The sequence below is a fragment of the Tannerella sp. genome, from assembly GCF_030528505.1.
Classification (GTDB): domain Bacteria; phylum Bacteroidota; class Bacteroidia; order Bacteroidales; family Tannerellaceae; genus Tannerella.
The window spans coordinates 1-22,438 of record NZ_JAUMYS010000012.1 but is presented as its reverse complement, the minus strand read 5'-3'; the positions used below and the strand labels follow the sequence as shown (position 1 = coordinate 22,438).

Genomic DNA, 22,438 nt, shown 5'->3' with positions numbered 1-22,438 from the left:
GAATGACTCAAAAAAACAGAACGAGACCCAACCGAATGAGATATTTTCCGTACTTTTGTATCCCTTTAACTCAGCACATTCATGACAAAAAAAACAATACAACAGCTACTTAGCGAACGTATCCTGATCCTCGATGGAGGGATGGGTACGATGATACAAGGATTCAAACTCAGCGAGGAAGATTATCGTGGACAGCAGTTTGCCGATTTTCCGGGGGCGCTCAAAGGCAATAACGACCTGCTGAATATCACCCGTCCCGACGTGATCCGTTCCATTCATCAGCAATATCTCGATGCGGGAACCGATATTTTTACGACCAATACGTTCAATGCCAACGCCATTTCGATGGAAGACTACGGCATGTCTTCGCTCGTACGCGAGATGAACCTCGCCGCCGGGAAGTTGACACGCCTACTAGCCGACGAATACATGAACGAACATCCCGAACGTTCCATCTTCGTAGCCGGATCGATCGGCCCGACCAACAAAACGGCGTCGATGAGTCCCGACGTGAGCGACCCCGCTTTCCGAGCCGTTTCTTACATGGACCTGTTCAAGGCCTATCACGAGCAGGTCAAAGCGCTGATCGACGGGGGTGTCGATCTGGTCCTCTTTGAAACAACGTTCGATACGCTGAACGTAAAAGCCGGTCTCGAAGCGGCTTTAGACGTGATGCAGGATAAAGCTTACGAACGTCCCATCATGCTCTCCCTGACCTTGTCGGGACAGGGAGGACGCACATTCTCCGGTCAGACCCTCGCCGCTTTTCTGGCCTCCGTGCACCATATTCCGCTGATGAGCATCGGACTGAACTGCTCGTTCGGAGCCTCCGATATGAAACCGTACCTCAAAGAACTGGGCGACATTGCACCGTACTTTATCAGCGCCTATCCGAATGCCGGACTACCCAACCAGTTTGGCCGGTACGACGAGACGCCGGAGAAGATGGCTTCTCAAATCAAAGATTTCATCGACGAAGGATTAGTAAATATCGTCGGAGGATGTTGCGGGACAACCCCCGAACACATCGCAAAATATTCGGAGCTGACGGCTCATGCACGGCCTCACACACCCGTGCCTGCGAAGGATACACTTTGGCTCTCCGGACTCGAACTGCTGGAAGTCAAGCCGGAAAACAACTTCCTGAATATCGGCGAACGTTGCAACGTAGCTGGTTCACGGAAATTCCTCCGCCTCGTCAAGGAGAAGAATTACGAAGAAGCATTGACCATCGCCCACAAACAGGTTGAAGACGGCGCCCAAGTGCTCGACATCAACATGGACGATGGTCTGCTCGATGCGGTGGAGGAGATGAGGATATTCCTGAACCTGATCGCCGCCGAGCCGGACATTTCGCGCGTACCGATCATGATCGACTCTTCGAAATGGGAGGTCATCGTACAAGGACTTATGTGCGTACAGGGCAAGAGCATCGTTAACTCCATCAGTCTCAAGGAAGGCGAAGAAGAATTTCTGCAACATGCCGCAAGGATACGCCGACTGGGAGCGGCCACCGTAGTGATGGCGTTCGACGAGCAGGGACAGGCCGACGTTTTCGAGCGTAAAATCGAAGTCTGCGAACGCGCCTACCGTCTGCTGACCGAAAAGGCCGGCTTTCTCCCGCAGGATATTATCTTCGACCCCAACGTGCTGGCCATCGCGACCGGTATGCCCGAACACAACGGCTACGGCCTCGACTTTATCCGTGCCGTGGGGTGGATCAAAAAGCATCTGCCCGGAGCCAAGGTGAGCGGTGGCGTGAGTAACCTCTCGTTCTCGTTCCGCGGAAACAACTACGTCCGCGAAGCCATGCACGCGGTATTCCTCTACCATGCCATCCGCGAAGGCATGGATATGGGCATCGTGAACCCTTCGGCATCGGTCACATACGAAGATATTGAGCCTTCGTTCCGCAACCTCCTCGAAGATGTGATCTTGGCGCGTCGTCCCGAAGCGGCCGAGGAACTGATCGCCTACGCGCAAAGTCATATCGAGCAAGCCTCCGGCGAGCAGGAAAAGGCGCATGACGCATGGCGCGACCAGTCGCTCGACGAGCGACTCGAATATGCGTTGCTGAAAGGGATCGGCGACTTTCTCGAAGAGGATTTGGAGGAAGCCTTGAAACAGTACGGACAAGCCGTCGCCATCATCGACGGACCGTTGATGAACGGGATGAACCGTGTCGGCGATTTGTTCGGTGCCGGAAAAATGTTCCTCCCCCAAGTCGTGAAAACAGCACGCACGATGAAAAAAGCCGTCGCCATCCTTCAGCCGGCCATCGAAGCGCAGAAGACCACGTCGGGGGCGACCAAAGCCGGCAAGGTCGTCTTTGCCACCGTCAAAGGCGATGTGCACGACATCGGCAAGAATATTGTCTCGATTGTCCTGACATGTAATAATTACGAAGTGATCGACCTCGGCGTGATGGTGCCGGCCGAAAAAATCATCGAAACGGTACGCAACGAACAACCCGATCTGCTCTGCCTGTCGGGACTGATCACTCCGTCGCTCGAAGAGATGGTGCATGTAACCGACGAAATGCAGAAGGCCGGCTTCCGTATCCCGATCATGGTAGGCGGTGCCACCACGTCGAAACTGCACACGGCACTGAAAATCGCTCCGCATTACGACCATCCGGTGATTCATGTACTCGACGCCTCACAAAATCCGCTGATCGCGGCCAAACTGCTCAATCCGGCCACTCACGACGCTTACGTAAACGAGCTGACCAACGAGTACGAACAGCTGCGTCAGGCCAAAGCGAACGAAGAGGTGAAGCCGTTACTGCCGTATGCCGAAGCGCAAAAATTCGGGCAGCCCACCGACTGGGCAAACTATATCCCTGTCGTACCGAAGAAGAAAGGTTTGCAGCAAATCGATATCCCCATATCCGAAGTCGTGCCCTACATTAACTGGGTTTTCCTCTTTACGGCATGGCGGATAACCGGCCGTTACGACGATCTGATGCAGTTACACGACTGTCCGGCGTGTCGTGCCGCGTGGATCGAAAAACGTCCGGAAGCGGAGCGGGCCAAGGCGAAGGAGGCCCTGAAACTGTATGACGATGCGCAGGCTGTGTTGAGAAAGCTGATAGCCACCAAAGCATGCTGCAAGGCGCGTTATGGCATCTTTCCTTCAGTCAGCGAAGGTGATAATATCCGCATCGCCGACATGGTCATTCCCGTCTTACGTCAGCAACACCGGAACGCCAAAGGCTTCTGCCTCTCGCTGGCCGATTATGTGATGCCGGCTTCCGAAGGACGCGACGATTATGTAGGCGCGTTTGCGGTGACAGCCGGCGATTGCATGGAGGAGCTGCGCGTACAGTACGAGAAAGAAGAAGACAGCTACCATCTGATGTTACTCCAGACCCTTTCCGACCGTTTGGCCGAGGCTTCGGCCGAGTATCTGCATACGAAAGTACGCCGCGAATACTGGGGCTATGTACCGGACGAAGAAATTTCTTTCGACGATATGATTCGCGTTCGTTATCGGGGTATCCGCCCGGCCGTAGGCTATCCGTCACTGCCCGATCAGGGATTGATTTTCACCTTAGACCGGTTAATCGGGGTTGGCCAGATCGGCATCACGATTACCGAGAACGGAGCGCTCTCCCCTACCTCATCGGTAGCCGGCTTCTACTTCGCACACCCCGAATCCCACTACTTCATCATCGGGCGTATCGGAGAAGATCAGCTGGCAGATTACACTGCCCGCCGCGGCGAAACGGCCGAACATATCAGGAAGTTCGTGGGGAGGCTGACGGAGTAAGCATCACCCGCATCTCGCATCGTCGACAATCGAACTCGAGCCGAAGAGACGTGTCTTTGTATTTCAGGTAAAACGGCTCTTTGTACGGAGACTTCCGCTGATGGTGTACCGGGCACCAGCCCATGCTGTAACGCAGGCAATGCTTGGTATACATCAACGGAACGCCTTCAAGAGGTTTTTCTTCGTACGCACGTTCAAGCCGCTGCACACCGTGCTGCCGATAAAACGCTTCGGCTTCCGAGTTATAAATATTCGCCGTATAATCGAGCGTTTCGGATGGGAATGCGATTGCATCATCGCACGCCGAACGCTTCAGATAGCGGCGCGGATAGCGGATCCGACGCACGGCGAGCAGCTTTTCTACCGCCTCGCGACGCATCTCGCTCAACAACGACGAAGGCACGAAATAGTTTTCGCGTATCGTCACCGTAATATCTTCAGCTTCAAATGGCGTACCGCCGAGTTTCGACAACTGCACGCGGATATTATCGGCCTGTGGCTTACGTGCCAATTCATGCGCAAACGGCCGAACGACCGTCACGCGGGCATCCGTCTCGTCCGTCATGGTTAAAGCAAACCCTGCAGGACAATCGCTCCATTCCATCGTGACATCAATTTTGCGCTCGGCAGACGGTTTGGCCAGCATCGTCTCGAAATCATGATCGAAATTGCGGTACAATACGGTCTTCGATTTTACCAACGGCATCTGAGCGGGAAAGATGCAATGCGCTTCCGTCCGGTTCACGCGAAATCCCTCCAATTCACCCCGTGCATTGAGGAAGACAAGCCCATCCCCATTATGTAAAGGCTTAGCCCCCGAAACGGTCAGCGAACGTCCCTGCACCTCTTTCACCGTGCCGACCGGTTCGCCGATCGACTTGGGCGTATCGAACGACGTAATCTCCGTCTCCCGACCGTGCAAAAAATACCCCGTAAAACCGCGATTGAAACTCTTCTCCGGACGCGGCTCGAACGTGAATGACGAACGCCCGGCAGAAGCACGGAAAAACGCCGGATGCTTTGCGATAATCGCATCTAAACGGCTGCGGTAAAAGGCCGTGATGTTCTTGACATACGACATATCTTTGAGGCGTCCCTCGACCTTGAACGACGTAATGCCGGCATGCATCATCGCTTCGAGGTCGTCCGAACGATTCATATCGCGCAGTGAAAGCAAATGTTTACCGGATGCGATCGTCTTGCCGTCCGCGTCGACCATCGTATAGGGCAGACGACAACATTGCGCGCAGGCGCCACGGTTGGCACTGCGTCCCGTAAGCGCCTGACTCAGGTAACAACGTCCACTGTAACTGACGCATAAGGCACCGTGTACAAACGCTTCGAGCGTTACATTCGGGGCATGTGTGGCAATCTCGCGTATCTCTTCGAGCGTCAGCTCACGTGCCAGCACCACCTGCTCAAAACCCGCACGACCCAAGAATGCCACTTTTTCGGGTGTACAATTATCCATCTGCGTGCTCGCGTGCAGCGGAATCGGCGGAATATCGAGTCGCGTAATCCCCATATCCTGCACAATCAGCGCATCGGCTCCGGCATCATAAAGCCGATGGATCATCCGTTCCGCATCCGACAGTTCGTCGTCTCTGAGAATCGTATTCAGAGCGACATAAATTTTCACATTATATATATGAGCAAAATCGCACAACGCACGGATATCGTCGAGCGAATTACCGGCCGCCGCACGTGCGCCGAACTTGGGCGCACCGATATATACGGCATCGGCCCCGTGCAGCACAGCCTCCTTGCCACAGTGCAGGTCTTTGGCCGGCGCGAGCAATTCAATCGGTCGAGCCTTCATCATTCAGACATCGGGACTGGACAAATCGCCAAGCCGGCTGATGTCGGCAGCGCAAAAAGGAGTTTCCTGATAGACATAGTAGTTCAGCCAGTTCGTAAATAGCAGGTTCGCATGCCCGCGCCAGCGCACCAAAGGTGGCTTCGACGGATCGTCGTCCGTATAATAACCGACAGGCTTTTCAATGGGTAGCCCTTTCGCTACATCGCGCTTATATTCCCCGTCGAGCGTATCGGGAGCATACTCCGAATGACCGGTAATGAAGAACTCGCGCCCCCCGCGCGACATCATCATGTAAACGCCGGCCTCCTCGCTTTCCGAAAGAATTTTCAAAGCCGGCACCCGACTGATATCTTCGCGTCGCACTTCCGTGTGGCGACTGTGAGGCACGTAAAACTCATCGTCGAAGCCCCGGAAAATGGAGAGGTGCGGGGCATTCACCGTATGGCGGAAGATACCGAATTGCTTCGCGGGCAAGTCATGTTTGGGAATACCGTAGAAATGATACAAGGCCGCCTGCGCCGCCCAGCAAATATACAGGGTGGAGGTGACATGCGTACGCGCCCATTCGAGAATCTGTGTCAACTCTTCCCAGTAAGTAACCGCATCGAAAGGCATCTGCTCGACAGGAGCGCCGGTGATAATCATCCCGTCGTAAAAATGGTCGCGCATCTCATCGAAATCTTGATAAAACTCGCGCATGTGCTCGATCGGCGTATGTTTCGGGGTGTGTCCCTTGATCTTCATAAGCTCCAGTTCGACCTGCAAAGGCGAATTGCTGAGCAGGCGCACAAGATCGGTTTCCGTCGTAATCTTCAACGGCATGAGGTTGAGTATGACGACGCGCAACGGACGGATATCCTGCATCGTTGCACGCAACGAATCCATCACAAAAATATGTTCTTTCTTCAACAGCTCAATAGCCGGCAATTTAGAAGGTAAGTTTAATGGCATAACCTAAGTAAATGAGTTATATAAACAAGTAGATCGATTCCCGTCGGCCGGTTACGGGGTATGATGTTTCATCGTGTTCAACAGCATGATTAACGACATGTTCACCGCACGGCGGATATTTTGCTCGCGAACGGATGAGAAACGAAATTCGTTGGAAACGACATCGTTTCCGTGAGCCACGGCGATCCATACCGTTCCGACAGGCTTCTCTGCCGTACCGCCTCCCGGCCCTGCGATGCCGGAAGTAGCCACCGCATAGTCGCAGCCCAAAACCTGCAAGGCTCCGCGTGCCATCTGCTCGACCACCGGCCGGCTCACCGCGCCGTACCGTACCAAATCCGTTTCGGATACATGCAGCAGCCTATGCTTCAACGCGTTCGAGTACGACACCACACTGCCCACATAGTAGTCCGAACTGCCGGCCACAGACGTTAGCGCCGCAGCAATGGCTCCGCCGGTACAGCTCTCGGCCGTTCCGACCGTCTGTCCTCGCGCACGTAACCGCTCACCGACGAGCACCTCCGGCTCCTTATCGCCTTCCGGCTGGATATGTCCGTGCAACATCTGTCCCAGCTCTTTCCGCAAAGCCGCAAGCGTCGTTTCCGCTTCTTCCGGTGTCCGGCTGTATGCCGACAACCGCAAACGGATCATACCGGCCTGCGGCAAATAAGCAAGTTTCACGAACGAAGGCAGGTTCTGCTCAAAATCGGACAGTTCGATCGCCAAAGCCGACTCGGTATACCCCGTTACCCAACACGTATCATGCTTGATATACAAATCCTGACGGAATCTCTTCTTCAGACGGGGTATGACTTCATGCGTCATCAACCACTTCATCTCGGCCGGAACACCGGGCATCGATACAAAGACTTTGCCGTCACGCTCGAACCAGGTGCAGGGAGCCGTTCCCGCTTCGTTCCGAATCACAGTCGCTTTGTCGGGCACCATGGCCTGATTACGGGTCAGCTCGTTCATCACCAGCTTGCGGCGCGAGAAAAGCTGCTCGATATGCGCATATACCTCTTCCGAGAAACGTAACGACGTGTCGAAACAGGCACATAAAGCATGCAGTGTCACATCGTCTTTGGTAGGCCCTAATCCTCCGGTAATCAAAATCACATCGGCACGACCTCCTGCCGCGTTAACGGCTGATACGATATCCTCTTCCCTATCGCCAGTAACCGTCTTATGTACTACCTCGAAACCGTTATCATTCAAGAGCGAACCCATCCATGCCGAATTCGTGTCTACCACCTGCCCGATAAGCAGCTCGTCTCCGATCGTTATAATCTCTACAGTCATGTTCTTTTACGATTGAGCGTTTTCGCTTCGCTGGCTATAATTCTACCCGAGCGAACGGCGTTGCATCCATCGGACAAAAGATCCGGTCTAAGTATTTAAAATAGCCGGTCATGGCCACCATCGCGGCATTATCGGTCGTAAAAGCGTTCGGAGGCAAAAAAATCTTCCAACCGAACCGACGGGCATGGTCATGAAACGCATCGCGCAGACCGGAGTTCGCTGAAACCCCTCCGGCAACGGCAACCTCATGAATGCCGAAATCTTCAACGGCTTTCCGCAATTTGTTCATCAGAATGTCAATGACCGTAGCCTGAAGCGAAGCGCAGAGGTCGGCTTTCCGTTGTTCGATAAAATCAGGATTCGTTTTCAGCTCATCGCGCAACGTATAGAGAAACGATGTTTTCAATCCGCTGAAACTGTAATCGTAACCGGGAATATGCGGTTTACTGAAAGCAAAGGCTTTCGGGTCGCCCTCATTCGCCAACCGGTTGACAACCGGCCCACCCGGATAACCGAGTCCCATCACCTTGGCACATTTGTCGAACGCTTCTCCGGCTGCATCGTCGATGGTTTGGCCGACCACCTCCATCCGGTCGTAGGCATCTACCTTGATAATCTGTGAATTTCCGCCGGACACCAACAGGCAGATAAAAGGGAATGACGGAAAATCGTGATCTTCGGGAGATTGCTTGATAAAATGCGCCAGTACATGGGCCTGCAAATGATTGACCTCAATCATCGGAATCCCCAGCGACAAGGCCAGCCCCTTGGCAAAAGAAGTGCCTACAAGTAATGAGCCTAACAAGCCCGGCCCGCGGGTAAACGCAATGGCACTCAATTCCGACTTGTCGATGCCCGCCCGCTTGATCGCTTCCGAAACGACCGGCACAATATTCTGCTGATGCGCCCGCGATGCAAGCTCCGGCACCACACCTCCATACGCCTCGTGCACGGCCTGACCTGCGATCACATTCGAAAGCAGTACCCCGTCACGGATCACGGCGCACGACGTATCATCGCACGAAGATTCAATCCCCAATATCGTTACATTATTTTTTGTCATACTAAAGTCTTCGGTTTCGCTTAACGAAAATTAGGGCACAAAATAACAAAATCTATGGCGATAATGATTAGTTTTGTGAGTTAAATTTGATTTTCAGGCCGTTCATATAAACAGATAGCGATATTAAAGCATTAAAATACATCGTTATAACAGCGCTTATCATCGGGTGGATCGGCTATGCGTTTCCCGCATTGCTGCTGCATATCCCGATGGTACAGGAAAAGATCGCATCGGAGGCAGAGAAAGCACTCTCCGCCCGACTCAACGTGCCCGTTAGCGTAGGAAAGGTCGATATCGAATGGTTGAATCGTCTCGTACTGGGAGATGTTTCCATCGACGATCAAAACGGACGGAAGCTCTTTGAGGCCGATCATATCTCGGCCGGATTCAAAATCTGGCCGCTGCTCCACGGAGAATGGGTTTTCACGACCGTCCGCCTGTTCGGCTTCTCGCTTAACATCGAACGGGAAACGCCCGACAGTCCTCTAAACCTGCAATTCGTGATCGATGCTTTCGCATCGAAAGACACGCTCCCTAAAACCAGCATCGACCTACAGATCAAAACCATACTGATTCGGCGGGGCAGCCTCAAATATGATGTGCTCAGTATGCCTCATCCGGTCAATCGATTCAGCACCGGACACATCCGTCTGGACGAGATAAACGGCAAAATTGTCTTGCCGGCCTTGCGCAACCATGAACTTTCCGTCGAGGTTCACAAGCTCAGTTTCGAAGAGCAGTCGGGTCTGCGGCTCAACAAACTGTCTGCTTTCGTAACCGGCAGTCAGGATAGCGTTACCCTCCGAGAGCTAAAGGTACAGCTGCCACAAACCCAATTAGATATTCCAAAAGCTTCCGTCCGGAGCAGCATCGACAGACTGCTGAAAGGACAGACAGACGCCCCGGTAGAACTACAAATCGCGCCTTCCCGTATCCAGCTCAAAGATCTTTCGGCATTTGTACCGGCCTTTCAAAACGCATCGGAACCGTTTCAACTATCGGCCTCCGCATCAGGTACAATCGACAATCTGACCGTTCGTGACTTGACGGTAAGACAAGGCCGTACATTGTCGCTAAAAGCACAGATGAACCTGAAAAGCATCTGGCATCCGGAAAAAAGTTATTTATTCGGACAGGTAAGCTCCTTACAACTGGCATCCGAAAGCTTAGGCAGAATCATCAATAACTTCCAAGAAACGACCGTCTCGCTTCCCGCGCCCATTAATCAACTCGGAATGATCCACTTCACCGGAGAAATATCCGGATTCATCGACCAGCTGGTGGCTTTCGGAAAACTGTCTTCCGACATCGGCTCGCTTGAGATGGATATGCTCATCGGCCGGCGACGGGAGCAACCCTCTGCGACATATCTGAAAGGCAAAATCGCATCGTCCGAATTGGATCTCGCACCGCTGTTCAACGAGAACAATCCGTATGGAAAAGTGCGATTCAATGCGGAGTTGGATGCATCCAAACCGGCCAACGGAGGGTTTTCGGGCACCGTCCAGGCCAAAATCGACCGGTTCGAATACGCAAAATATACCTACGAAAAGATTTTACTTTCCGGCGGTTTCGGCCCGAAAGCATTCAACGGAACCATTCGCATCGACGACCCGAACGGAAAACTTCATGCCGAAGGACTTTTCAACAACAACGGAGAACAGTCGGAATTCAACTTCTCCGCCACGTTGGAACATTTCCGTCCGGACAAGCTGAACCTCACCGAAAAATACGATTCACCGGAACTTTCGTTCCAAGTAAACAGCAACATCACCGGTAACCATATCGATAATTTCCAAGGACAGATTACCATCGATAACCTTTCCTTCCTAACCCGTTCGGACAGTTTCTTTCTGAATACAGCATACATCCATGCCGCGGGAAGATCGTCAGACCGCAGACTGACGGTTGCTTCGGATATATTGAACGGCGAAGTATCCGGCGCTTATTCCTTCTCTCATCTCTTCCCCTCGTTACTCAACCTCGTTCGTCCCTATCTTCCCTCACTGAGCACGGCCTTCCCTCCCGACATCCCGATCGGAGAGAACAGTTACTCGTTCATGATCAACATCGAAAATACCGAACGACTCTCTAAAACACTGAAGCTCCCGGCCGCGTTGCTGGCTCCGTCACGCATCTTCGGGCACTACGACAACCCAAGTGGCCGGTTTCATCTGGATGCTTCATTGCCCCGGTTCACAGTCGCCCGTTCGGTCTTTGAAAATGGTTCCGTCGCATTAAGCAATCCCAACGGCTCTATGCAGGCAGATATCAAAGCGACTCAATTGCAACAGAAAGGTTCTCAAAATCAGATACACATCCAGGCCGATGCGGCCGACGACCGATTGAGGACTTCGCTCACACTGGAAAACAACCGGAAAGACGGAGTTAAAATCGCCCTCTCCTCCTCCACGCAATTCTCCATCACCGAAGAGAACGGAAAGAAAAGGTTGCTTTCAAACATTTCGATCGAACCCAACAGAGTCATCGTCAAAGATTCGACTTGGCATATCCAACCGGCCTCCATCACGATCGATAAAGAAAAGATATTCGTTGACAACATCCACCTGTCTAAAGGCGATCAATACCTCCGCATCAACGGAACAATCTCTTCCGGCAAGCCTCAGGAAACGCTTACACTCGATTTGAACGACATTGAATTGAGCTATATCTTCGACATTGTCAACATCCCCGCCCTGCAATTCGGAGGAAGAGCGACCGGAACCGTCCGCCTCAACGACCTTTACGGAAGTCGTATCATCAATACCAACTTAGAGGTGCAGGATTTCTCGTTTAACCAGGTCGTACAAGGGCGACTGAACCTGTTCAGCGAGTGGGATAACGATCAAAACGGCATCCTGCTGCTGGGCACCATCTACAAAGATCGCTCCACATGGACCGACGTAAACGGATACATTTATCCGGTAGGCGAGAAAGAAGGGCTCTCCCTCTATTTCGACGCGAAAGACTTGGATATCGGCCTGTTGCGGCCATATCTTAGTTCCTTCACCCAAACATTCGAAGGCAGCTGCTATGGCAATCTGCATTTGTACGGGCCTTTCTCCGAGCTATCGTTCGAAGGGAAGGCGCTGATCCGAAACGGCCGTATCGGCGTCGATTTTCTCCATACGGTATATGCTTTCTCCGATTCGGTTTTTCTGACTCCCACCTCCATCGAGGGCCGGAATATTGTGATTCAGGATAAGCATGGCAATAAAGGGGCGGTCGACTTTACCGTGCAGCACCAGCACCTCGAAGATTTCGGTTTTTCAGCCGACATCAAGGCGGAGAAGTTGTTGCTATACGATGCTCCGGAAAGGATAAACCCCACCATCTACGGCACATTGCACGGAACAGGAAATGCCAGTATCAGAGGGACGGAACGACTTATCCATATCAATGCGAACATGCGAAGTGACCGCAATACGACCGTCGGCTTCAACTTTGCCAACGGATCATCGGCCGAAGAGTACGACTTTATCCGCTTTAAAGACCGTACGACCATAAAAGACCGTACGATTCCCCAAGCAACCGCACAGGCGACCGATGAGGACGAAGGAACAGAAATTCGCATCAACATCGTTGCCGACGTAACTCCAGACGCCAAGCTGGAGCTGATTATCGACCCCGTCAGCGGAGACAAAATTAAAGGCGACGGAAACGGTAATCTGCAAATCCAATACGGCACAAGCACGAACGTGGCCATGTACGGAGGATATACCATCCGTGAGGGAAACTACAATTTCAGTCTGCAGCAATTAATCCGCAAAGAATTTAAGATCAGAGAAGGAAGTCGCATCGATTTTCGTGGCGACCCGCTCAATGCCCTACTCAATCTGGATGCAAGCTATAACGTAAAAGCCAACATCGAAGATTTGGATGAACGATTGGCGATAGAAAACGGCATTCAACGTAACATCCCCGTCAACTGCCTGCTAAAACTGAACGGACGGCTGCAAAACCCGACGATCTCGTTCGATATGGAGTTTCCGAATTCAAGTCATGAGCTGGCGCGGCAAGTGCGTTCGTTCATCGGCACGGAAGATATGATGACGCGGCAAATCGTCTACCTACTTGTACTCAACAAATTTTATACGCCGGACTACTCGAAAAATGCGTATCGATCGAATGAGTTCGGCGCCATGGCCTCTTCGGCTTTGTCGTCGCAGCTCTCCGGCATCCTGAACAGCCTGACGGATAAGGTGCAGATTGGAACGAACTTCCGCTCGCGTCAGGACGGTATCAGCGATACCGAGTTCGAGATGCTCCTGTCAAGTCAGCTACTAAATAATCGCCTGCTGTTCAACGGCAACTTCGGCTATCGCGACAATTATATCCAGCGTAACGCGTTCGTCGGAGAGTTCGATCTGGAGTATAAACTGACGCCTTCGGGCGAAATCCGTCTGAAAGCCTATAGCCATGCCAACGACATGTATTACCGGTACAACCTCAAATCGCCTACCCGACAAGGGGTCGGACTGATGTTTCACAAGGACTTTTCTACGCTTTCGGAAATTTTCCGGAGAAGAAAGGAGCGCACGGCAAACTGACACGATAGACCACCAACGTCGTTCGTTTGTTCTTCAGAACAGGATACCGACAGACATGCTCAGGCCACTCAAATATTTACTCATACGCATCGACGAAGCGGGCGAATTCCGATCATACGAAAAAGGTTCAAAATCGGAATGCAGCTGCCTTAATCCGTATTCATAGCCGATATCAAATACCAGTTTACCGATCACGACTTCCACTGCCGTATAGACAGCCCAATGATAAGGCGACGTATCTCCCTTATATGAGAAAGAAGTATGCGACCCGTTCGGCGTAAAACGTACGTCGTAGTTATACTTCAGTTTGCCTCCCCCGATTACACTTAAAATATAAGGATTTTGTTTAATCAGATGGTAGCCGATCACCACCGGTACTTCAAGCGATTGCACCTGCATCGTCATCGATTGCGGAAATTCCATCGCTCCTTCGTTCGTCTGTGCCGAAGCGGGACGGATTACATCGAACGAGATGTCTCCTTTCGAGTAGTTCCACGACGCCGATGGCTGAACAAAAAAACGATCCACATTGACACGCACAAAAAAACCAGCCGTATAACCGACACTGTGCTTCAAATGAATCTCTTCGAGCATGACGCCATCCAGATCGATCGATGAGATATCCGTTTGCATCGCTTTCAGCCCGACTTTCAAACCCAGATTAAATCTTTTATCTTCCTGTTTGACAAGCGGATGTGCTACCATCTCACCGAAGCAGATCGTACCGAGCAACAAGAGAAGCACCCTTTTCATACACCTACTTTTTCTTCTTCACCGACCAGCCGAAGAAACCGAGCAAATCGCCCAATCCGTAGTACTTTCCATGCGCATATGCCAACAAATCGGCCTTCTGCATATCGAAAGCGCCGGTTTCGGGATCAAGGTATTTCTCGTCGGCTTTCACATTGACCACATCCGAGATAAACATATCGTGCGAACCGAGGGCCATCACTTCTTTTACCCGACATTCGATACAAAGCGGCGATTCTTCAATCAACGGGGCACGGACAACAGAAGCCCGTCCGGGAGTAAGCTTCATCTCCTCGAATTTCCGATGATCTTTTCCCGAAACAACGCCACACCAGTCTGTCGCAAACGCCATATCGCGGGTTGTCAGGTTAATCACATATTCCATATTCTTTTTCAGAATAGGATACGAGAAGCGTTCGGGACGCACCGAAATATAACACATTGGCGGATTCGTGCAAATCGTCCCGATCCAACTTATCGTCAAGATATTGTATTCCGACGGTTCGCTGCCGCACGAGATCATCACCGCCGGCAGCGGATAAATCATGGTTCCCGGTTTCCAGTCTTGTTTCATTGTCTGCGGTTTATGATACAGGCTCTTTTTGCGAGCCGTATGAAATTATTTAATCGTAATCTCTTCCTTATTCGCCTTACGTTCGCAATAGCGGCATTTAACAGCGCCCGTCTCTTTATCCGTCACGTAAAAATGCGACTTCATCGGCTCATTGTTCGTGATACACTTGGGGTTGTTGCATCGGATAATGTCGATCAGTTCGTCGGGGAGGCTGACACATTTTTTCTCGACAACTTCATAATCACGGATGATATTCAGTACGACATTCGGTGCAACGAGCGCGATACGGTTGATCTCGTCTTCCGCAAAGAACTTATCGGCAATCTTGATCATGCCTTTGCGCCCCATCTTCTTACTCTCAAAGTTATTCCCGATCGTAATGCGGTTATCCATCTTGTCAAGTCCAAGCAGCTCAGCCACCTTAAACAGCTGTGCCGGAGGAATATGGTCTATAGCCGTGCCGTTTTCGAGCGCAGCCACCTGCAATTCTTTTCGTTTTCCTTTATCTGACATCTTTCTTCTCGGTTAATTGTCGATTTTTGTCTTTATATCAATGCCCAGCACGTCGCAGATGATCGCCTCGCGGGTAAACAGACCGTTGCGTGCCTGCTGAATATAATACGCTTTCGGATTGTCGTCCACATCGTAGGCAATCTCGTACACCCGCGGTAGCGGATGGAGCACGCGCAGATTCGGGCGCGAATGCTCGAGCATCTTGTTATGCAGAATATAAACATTTTTGACACGCTCGTATTCAACGATATCTGTAAAGCGCTCGCGTTGTACGCGCGTCATATAAAGAATATCCGTCTCATTGATAATCTCCTCCGAAAATACCGTGTGTTCATGAAACTCGATGCCGTGCATCCGACAGAAATGTTTCTGTTCTTCCGGCATCTTCAACTCTTCCGGAGCAATAAAATGAAACGTCGGATGGAAGTGCGACATACCGACAATCAGTGAATGAATCGTACGTCCGTATTTCAGGTCGCCCACCATCGTGATGGTCAGGTTATCGAGGGTTCCTTGCGTTTTCTTGATCGAATAGAGGTCGAGCAACGTCTGCGAAGGATGTTGATTGGCACCGTCGCCGGCATTGATGATAGGCACTTTCGTCACTTCGGAAGCATAGCGTGCTGCTCCTTCAAGATGGTGGCGCATAATGATCACATCGGCATAGTTGCTGACCATCAGAATCGTGTCTTTAAGGGTTTCCCCTTTCGACGAGCTGGTAGTCGACGCGTCCTGAAAACCGATAACGCGCCCGCCCAGACGGTTCACCGACGTTTCGAAGCTCAGACGCGTACGCGTCGACGGTTCGAAAAAGAGCGTGGCCGCGATCTTGCCATCCAGCAGTCGACGGTCGGGATTCTCCTCAAACTTTCGGGCGTTCTCAAGAATGCGCAGAATATCTTCTTTCGCACACTGGTCGATCGATACTAAACTTTTATTTAACATGACAGGATGATTGTATGGCCACAAATGTAAGAAAAAAAATTCATCTGCCGCGAAGCCGTAGAAAGAAGTTTTTCGCATGAAAAAAATCGTTCGGCATCCGAAGAGCACTGAACGGGATGGAAGTTGCCGATGACTGCACGGAGCACTCGTCCTACTTCCCCAAACAAAACTCAAACATCCAACAGCAAAACAGAATAGGAGTCACTTCTTTTCATTTTGTTCGACAATCTTCGTCAGTTCTTTCTCGACCTCCTCAACAGTTGGGAGAGACGACTTAAGATTATCAGGAATGGCTTTACTAAGCTGATAGTCGCTCACGCCTATGGGCTGGTCGTAACCTGAAAGCGCATATTGAGCGACCACCTTATCACCACCATTACAGAGCAGGAGACCGATGGTTTTGTTGTCGTGTTCGCCACAGAGCACGTCATCTACCACATTGATATAGAAGTTGAGTTGACCTGCGTATTCAGGTTTGAATGGAGTGGCTTTTAGCTCGATAACCACATAAGCGCGGAGTTTGATGTTATAGAGAATGAGATCGACATAAAAATCGCTATCACCCACTTGGAAGTGTTTCTGTTGTGCTACAAATGCAAAGCCTGCACCCATTTCCAAAAGGTATTTGGTAATGTGTGAGACAAGCTGTCGCTCAATGTCACGCTCGGCTATTCGTTCGGTCTGCCCCATCAAATCAAAGATGTAGGGGTCTTTGAGTAGATAATTCGCCAGATCGCTCTGTGGTGCCGGGAGTCTGGTGGTGAAATTGCTTACTTTCTTTTCTGTGATCTGTCGCTCGAAAAGTTTTGTATCAAGCTGCGTTTGCAGGACATTACTACTCCAACCCAACTCAACCGACTGGGATATATACCAATATCTCTCACCAAGAGGAAGATTACGATTAAGCAGTATGACGTGGCTCGCCCAATTCGTCCGCGACACGGCGGAACGCTTGAAAATTGCTTCGATCTCGTTGATATCTAATTGAAAGAGATTGCTAAGCGTGCAGGCAACAGCTCCAAATTGTGCAACAGGCTCTTGCACAATCACAGACAACGGACTCTCAACATGTTCAATTAATGCAAGAGGTTCTTGCACGAATTGATTGAGCTCATTCGTAAGAATCAAAACCTTTTCGACAGAAGGCGTCTCAAGAGCATGCTCTACTGCGACAAGTTTACGCAAAACCGCAAGAGGATACGCCTTAGCGAATTGGCACATATAGAAAATATTCCTGCGAGAATAACCTTTCTTATCAGGATAATGCAAACGAATCGTTTTGGAGAGATTGTCTATGACCTTACTCCCCCAACCTTCTTTCTTTTGATGATAGAGGATGAAATGGCCGATTTTCCAATAGTGGAAAAGCATATCAGCATTAGCAGAGGTGATGAGTCGTACTTGTGTCTGCTCTATATCCAACCCGATAGCTCGTACTACGGGATCAAGGTCTTTCTGTTCGGGCTTCTGTTTCCTGTTACTCATATCGTGATGCTCATACAATCTTGGACACAATGTTTTCTGCACCCAAAAATACATCTAAAAACCCAAATAGCCAAAGATGTTTTTCAAAGCTCATGTTCGTCAAATAGACTTGCAACCTATTAAAGAACGAACAACTTAAACACATCATCCTCTCTGAGGGAACAAAAGAACGCCTTACACGCTGCCAACAGATGGAGGTGGTTGCTCGTTGTCCGGTATCTGCCAATAGGCTTCGGAATCATCATCCGGTTCTTCGTCTTCGCCTTCAAAAGGATCGGGTGGAGGCGGCGGGCCCCAGCCACGCACATAGATCGCCAGCACGATGCCGGATACCAAACCGGAAAAATGTCCTGCCCACGAGATCGTCGTATGCTTGTAGAGCGAGGGAAAGAACGCCCATACGAACCCGCCGTACAGAAAAGCGACTAACAAGGCGAAAGCCATCTGGCGAGGCACGCGCCGAATCAGTCCAGTGACAAAATGAAACGCCGCCAGCGCATAGATCACTCCGCTCGCTCCGATATGGATCGAACCGGCCGAAGCAACGCTCCACGTAAACAATCCGCTCATCAGATAGAGGTAAACGAAAATCGTCCGGCTTTTTTTGCGATAGAACAGAATAAGTCCGAAGGTGAGCACCCATAGCGAAGGCATGTTGGAAAGCAGATGATCCCATCCGGCATGCAGCAACGGCATTGTAAGAATGCCCGGCAGTCCCCGAAACTCATGCGGTGCCAGTCCGAAACGTTGCAGCCGTAGCGAAAAGCATACATTGACGATATGTACCACACACGGTACAGCGATCAAAAGACTTGCATACAACGCGGCGCGGCGTGTTTCTTTTTTATCGTTGTCTTCCATCACGAAGCAAAGATACGACTTCCAGCTTTATTTTCGGCACAATAAACGTTTTCGGCCGGGCTACCACTCCGGTATCTGCATTGAAAAAGACAACTTGGGACGGTCTATGGTGTTCCGGCGGATACCCTTTTTCGCGTTGTTCCGCAACACCGTGCGGTTATTTCTGTTGAATCGTTTATTTTTGCATTCGGATTAAATTACAATAATATATGAGATTAATACAAGTATGGAGCTTGCTATTCAGTTTCGCGTGGAGCGGATGCTTTGCGGAAACAGCACCGGAGAAGTACAACAGCGAAATGATTGCGGAACGTAGAATATCAGCTTTCTTTTCCGATCGCCTGGCAGGTAAAAGCACGACATTCGAAGAAAAGAAGCCCCTGAATCTTTGGGAGGTCGAACAAAAACGTCAATGGGTCTGGGAGGCGTGGGAAGCAGCCAATCAAGCATTTTCCGAAGAAAAGCTGATCAGTCTGAAGCCCTTGTCGGAAAAATCGTCAGGTCGCTGGACGTTACCCGAAAACCTGGAACGTGATGCCGTCATGCCCTACTATTGGGGAACCAAAGGAGACAATAAGCCCAAGGAAGGTTTTCCGCTCTACCTGTATCTGCACGGTTCGGGCGATAAGCGTCAGGAGTGGGCAACAGGGCTGACCCTTTGCACCCGGTTCGACGATGCTCCTTCGGCCTATTTCATTCCTCAGATACCGAATGAAGGCGAATATTATCGCTGGTGGCAAAAGGCCAAGCAGTTTGCATGGGAGAAACTACTGCGACAGGCGCTTGTATCAGGACTGATCGATCCCGACCGGATGTATATCTTCGGCATCTCCGAAGGAGGATACGGCAGTCAGCGGCTCGCATCGTTCTATGCCGACTATCTGGCCGGCGCCGGACCGATGGCGGGAGGAGAGCCGCTCAAGAACGCTCCGCCCGAGAACTGCCGTAACATCGCCTTCTCGTTACTCACAGGCGCGGACGACAAGGGGTTCTACCGGAATACATTGACATCGTATGTACAGGAGGCTTTCCGGCAACTCCACACGCAAGACCCCAAGCATTTCGTGCATCGCATCGAACTGATTCCCGGCAAAGGACACAGCATCGATTATCAACTGACGACCCCGTGGCTGAAACAGCATGTACGCAATCCGCATCCGAAGCACGTGACGTGGGAAGACTACGAAATGGACGGCCGACGCCGTCAAGGCTTTTACAACCTCTACCTTCCCGAACGAACGGACAACGCCGGACGGAAACGCTACGAGATGAACATCGAGGATAACACGATCGCCCTGCAAATCGACGACGTTGCGTACGAGACGACCGAAACCGATCCGCGCTGGGGCATCGAAATGAAATTCAAGAAACATTACAGCCCTTCGCATAAGGGCAGGCTGATCCTTTATCTGTGCAACGAACTGGTCGACTTGAACCGCGAAATAACCGTAACGGCGAACGGCAAGCAAGTATTCAAAGGCACCGTCACTCCCGACCTGAAACATCTGGTAAACAGTTGTGCCGTATTCTTCGATCCTCACCGGCTCTATCCCGCTGCGGTCGAAGTCGTATGGTGATCCGGAAGCGAACGGAAAGCATAATCTGAAAAAAAGGACTATTTTTGCGGCATGGTTTCCCGACTCAAATCGACATGGACATACTGACGAAAATCATTTCCCCTTTTTTTGCACGGCGACAACGCGTAATCGAATCGTTCGGAAAGCGCGCCGTCGATATCCAGCGGCAGCAGTTGTGTTACCTGCTCGACAAGGCGCGTAACACCACTTGGGGAAAACGTTATGCCTTTGCCGAAATTTCCGGGTACGAGACCTTTCGCGAACGTGTCCCGCTTCAGGATTATGAAGACTTGCACCCGTTCATCGAACGGATGATCAACGGCGAGAAAGACGTGCTGTGGCCTTCGACCGTGCGATGGTACGCCCAAAGCAGCGGCACGACGAACGACCGCAGTAAATACATTCCCGTCACCCCCGACATTTTGCACCGCTGCCATTATGCGGGAGGCTTCGACACCGTCGCGTTATATCTGCATAACCGCCCCGACACCCGTTTTTTCTCGAAAAAAGGACTGATCCTTGGCGGGAGTCACAGCCCCTCGCCCCTGAACGAGCGGGCACATTGCGGCGACCTCTCGGCTGTCCTGCTGCAAAACCTGAATCCGCTCGTCAATCTGGTACGCGTGCCTCACAAAGAGATCATCCTAATGGACGAGTGGGAGAAGAAAATCGAGGCGATTGTGGCAAACACATGGAAGGAGGATGTTGTCAGTCTTTCCGGTATTCCCTCGTGGATGCTCGTGCTGATCAAAGCCGTTTTGCAACATGAGGGCAAAGAAACGCTGCACGAAGTGTGGCCGAACCTCGAAGTCTTTTTCCACGGCGGAGTGGGGTTCGAACCGTATCGCGCACAATACGAGCGGCTGATCCCGTCGGACCGGATGCACTATATGGAGACGTACAACGCCTCGGAAGGGTTCTTCGGATTACAGGATGACCCGTCGGACAAGAGCATGCTGTTGATGCTCGACTACGGAGTGTTCTACGAATTTATTCCGATGGATGAGCCCGGACAACTGGACGATGGGATAGCCATCCCGCTCGAAGCGGTCGAGACCGGCGTAAATTACGCGATGGTCATCACCACGGCCGGCGGGCTTTGGCGCTACCGCATCGGCGACACGGTGCGCTTCACGTCTACTTTCCCGCACAAATTCGTGATCACGGGGCGTACCCGTTTTTTTATCAATGCTTTCGGCGAAGAGTTGATGGCGGACAATACCGAGAAAGGCATCCGCAAAGCTTGCGAAAAGACCGGCGCCGTCGTGAGAGCGTACACGGCTGCTCCCCTGTTCCTGCTCGACAAAGCGAAAGGACGTCATCAATGGATGGTTGAATTTGAGACACCGCCGGCCTCGATCGAAACATTCGCCAACGCCTTGGACGAGGCCTTGCAGACGCTTAATTCCGATTACGCGGCAAAGCGTTACAAAGAAATCTCCCTGCAAGCACTCGAAATCATTCCCGCCCGCGAGCATCTGTTTTACGACTGGCTCAAAAAGCGCGGCAAATTGGGTGGACAACACAAAGTTCCTTGCCTGAGCAACAGCCGGGAAATGATCGACGAATTATTGTCGATGAACAGCTGATCACGGAAAAAAGACCTCGCGTAAAGTCGGAAACTATCTGTATTCTTCGAGCAGGGTGCGGATATAAGCCATTTTGTTTTCCTGATCCCACGAATACGTTTTGCTGTTCTGTTGCAGAAATTCGAGCAGAAGCAATGATTTTTCCAATAGGTCATAGCGCTGCGAGATATCTTTTTTAATCAGCGCGTCACGGTAGAGCAATTCCGAGAGCATGCGCATCTTGGCGAGCGCTTTCTGTTCGCTGTTTTCCGTCCACAGGTCATCGAGTAAATCTTCTTTTTCGATTTCATAGAAATGATGTGCCGGGCAACGGAAAAACTGCTCATAGATGGCGTCATAACGCGCCTGCATTTCGGCCGTAGCCGCCGCGTCATCGCCATCGCTGCGCCGTACCACCTTGGCGATGGCTTCGAAAAACTCCTGTAAAATTTTCAGAATGTAATCTTGTTCTATCATTGTCCCTGTCGTTTACCTTATCTATCGAAACACAAAAGTAGGAAACATGGAAAGATCTGCCAAATCCCGGCGTGGCCAATCGGTTTGCCCATATCGGCATGTCCTTCCGCTCTTTGCGCAACCCAGATTCCGCAATAGAAGAAATAAGCATGAATTTCATTCAGGCCTTCAGCCCTTGTATGCCCTGCGGGCGTTGAGTTGTTGAAATGTTTATTTGTTGAGTTGTTTATTT

The 22,438-nt window shown here is 51.2% G+C and carries 16 protein-coding genes; 4 read left to right on the top strand and 12 right to left on the bottom strand.

Annotated features, from left to right (window positions below; all coding sequences use genetic code 11):
- Positions 1–81: 81 nt before the first annotated feature.
- Positions 82–3,771 carry a methionine synthase gene (gene metH, locus Q4A89_RS03220; RefSeq protein WP_303183737.1) on the top strand — a complete coding sequence of 1,230 codons (3,690 nt, stop codon included), beginning with the start codon at positions 82–84 and terminating at the stop codon, positions 3,769–3,771.
- Here metH and Q4A89_RS03215 read toward each other — a convergent pair.
- Genes Q4A89_RS03215 through tsaD form a run of 4 tightly spaced genes read right to left on the bottom strand, consistent with a single transcriptional unit; the run spans position 3,740 to position 8,906 of the window.
- Positions 3,740–5,593 carry a U32 family peptidase gene (locus Q4A89_RS03215; RefSeq protein WP_303183735.1) on the bottom strand — a complete coding sequence of 618 codons (1,854 nt, stop codon included), beginning with the start codon at positions 5,591–5,593 and terminating at the stop codon, positions 3,740–3,742. The two genes, metH and Q4A89_RS03215, sit on opposite strands and share 32 nt — an antisense overlap.
- On the bottom strand, positions 5,594–6,541 hold the full coding sequence (metA, locus tag Q4A89_RS03210) for a homoserine O-succinyltransferase (protein ID WP_303183734.1): 948 nt from the start codon (positions 6,539–6,541) through the stop codon (positions 5,594–5,596).
- A gap of 51 nt (positions 6,542–6,592) precedes the next feature.
- Positions 6,593–7,843, bottom strand: coding sequence for a CinA family nicotinamide mononucleotide deamidase-related protein (locus Q4A89_RS03205; protein ID WP_303183732.1), 1,251 nt, complete (start codon positions 7,841–7,843; stop codon positions 6,593–6,595).
- Positions 7,844–7,877: 34 nt separating this feature from the next.
- On the bottom strand, positions 7,878–8,906 hold the full coding sequence (gene tsaD / locus Q4A89_RS03200) for a tRNA (adenosine(37)-N6)-threonylcarbamoyltransferase complex transferase subunit TsaD (protein ID WP_303183731.1): 1,029 nt from the start codon (positions 8,904–8,906) through the stop codon (positions 7,878–7,880).
- Between the two features lie 209 nt (positions 8,907–9,115).
- Here tsaD and Q4A89_RS03195 point away from each other — a divergent pair, with 209 nt between their 5' ends.
- Positions 9,116–13,456, top strand: coding sequence for a translocation/assembly module TamB (locus Q4A89_RS03195; protein ID WP_303183730.1), 4,341 nt, complete (start codon positions 9,116–9,118; stop codon positions 13,454–13,456).
- A 33-nt stretch (positions 13,457–13,489) separates the two neighbouring features.
- Here Q4A89_RS03195 and Q4A89_RS03190 read toward each other — a convergent pair whose 3' ends face one another.
- The 6 genes from Q4A89_RS03190 to Q4A89_RS03165 form a co-directional block, all read right to left on the bottom strand.
- Positions 13,490–14,209 carry a porin family protein gene (locus Q4A89_RS03190; protein WP_303183729.1) on the bottom strand — a complete coding sequence of 240 codons (720 nt, stop codon included), beginning with the start codon at positions 14,207–14,209 and terminating at the stop codon, positions 13,490–13,492.
- Positions 14,210–14,213: 4 nt separating this feature from the next.
- Complete coding sequence (locus Q4A89_RS03185; RefSeq protein WP_303183727.1) at positions 14,214–14,780, bottom strand: flavin reductase family protein; 567 nt, start codon at positions 14,778–14,780, stop codon at positions 14,214–14,216.
- A gap of 45 nt (positions 14,781–14,825) precedes the next feature.
- Positions 14,826–15,293, bottom strand: coding sequence for an aspartate carbamoyltransferase regulatory subunit (gene pyrI / locus Q4A89_RS03180; RefSeq protein WP_303183726.1), 468 nt, complete (start codon positions 15,291–15,293; stop codon positions 14,826–14,828).
- A 12-nt stretch (positions 15,294–15,305) separates the two neighbouring features.
- Positions 15,306–16,238, bottom strand: coding sequence for an aspartate carbamoyltransferase (pyrB, locus tag Q4A89_RS03175; protein WP_303183725.1), 933 nt, complete (start codon positions 16,236–16,238; stop codon positions 15,306–15,308).
- Positions 16,239–16,439: 201 nt separating this feature from the next.
- Complete coding sequence (locus tag Q4A89_RS03170) at positions 16,440–17,723, bottom strand: YhcG family protein (RefSeq protein WP_303183723.1); 1,284 nt, start codon at positions 17,721–17,723, stop codon at positions 16,440–16,442.
- Between the two features lie 174 nt (positions 17,724–17,897).
- Positions 17,898–18,584: a rhomboid family intramembrane serine protease gene (locus Q4A89_RS03165; RefSeq protein ID WP_303183721.1), complete on the bottom strand. Its 687-nt coding sequence runs from the start codon at positions 18,582–18,584 to the stop codon at positions 17,898–17,900.
- Positions 18,585–18,793: 209 nt separating this feature from the next.
- Here Q4A89_RS03165 and Q4A89_RS03160 point away from each other — a divergent pair, with 209 nt between their 5' ends.
- Entirely contained in the window at positions 18,794–20,161 is a 1,368-nt protein-coding gene (locus tag Q4A89_RS03160; protein ID WP_303183719.1) for a hypothetical protein, read from the top strand.
- Between the two features lie 74 nt (positions 20,162–20,235).
- Complete coding sequence (locus tag Q4A89_RS03155) at positions 20,236–21,750, top strand: GH3 auxin-responsive promoter family protein (protein ID WP_303183718.1); 1,515 nt, start codon at positions 20,236–20,238, stop codon at positions 21,748–21,750.
- Positions 21,751–21,783: 33 nt separating this feature from the next.
- Here the strand turns inward: Q4A89_RS03155 and Q4A89_RS03150 are convergent, their stop codons facing one another.
- On the bottom strand, positions 21,784–22,206 hold the full coding sequence (locus tag Q4A89_RS03150; RefSeq protein WP_303183716.1) for a hypothetical protein: 423 nt from the start codon (positions 22,204–22,206) through the stop codon (positions 21,784–21,786).
- A gap of 17 nt (positions 22,207–22,223) precedes the next feature.
- Positions 22,224–22,438: hypothetical protein (locus Q4A89_RS03145; RefSeq protein ID WP_303183713.1), on the bottom strand; the 215-nt coding region annotated here is incomplete at its 5' end.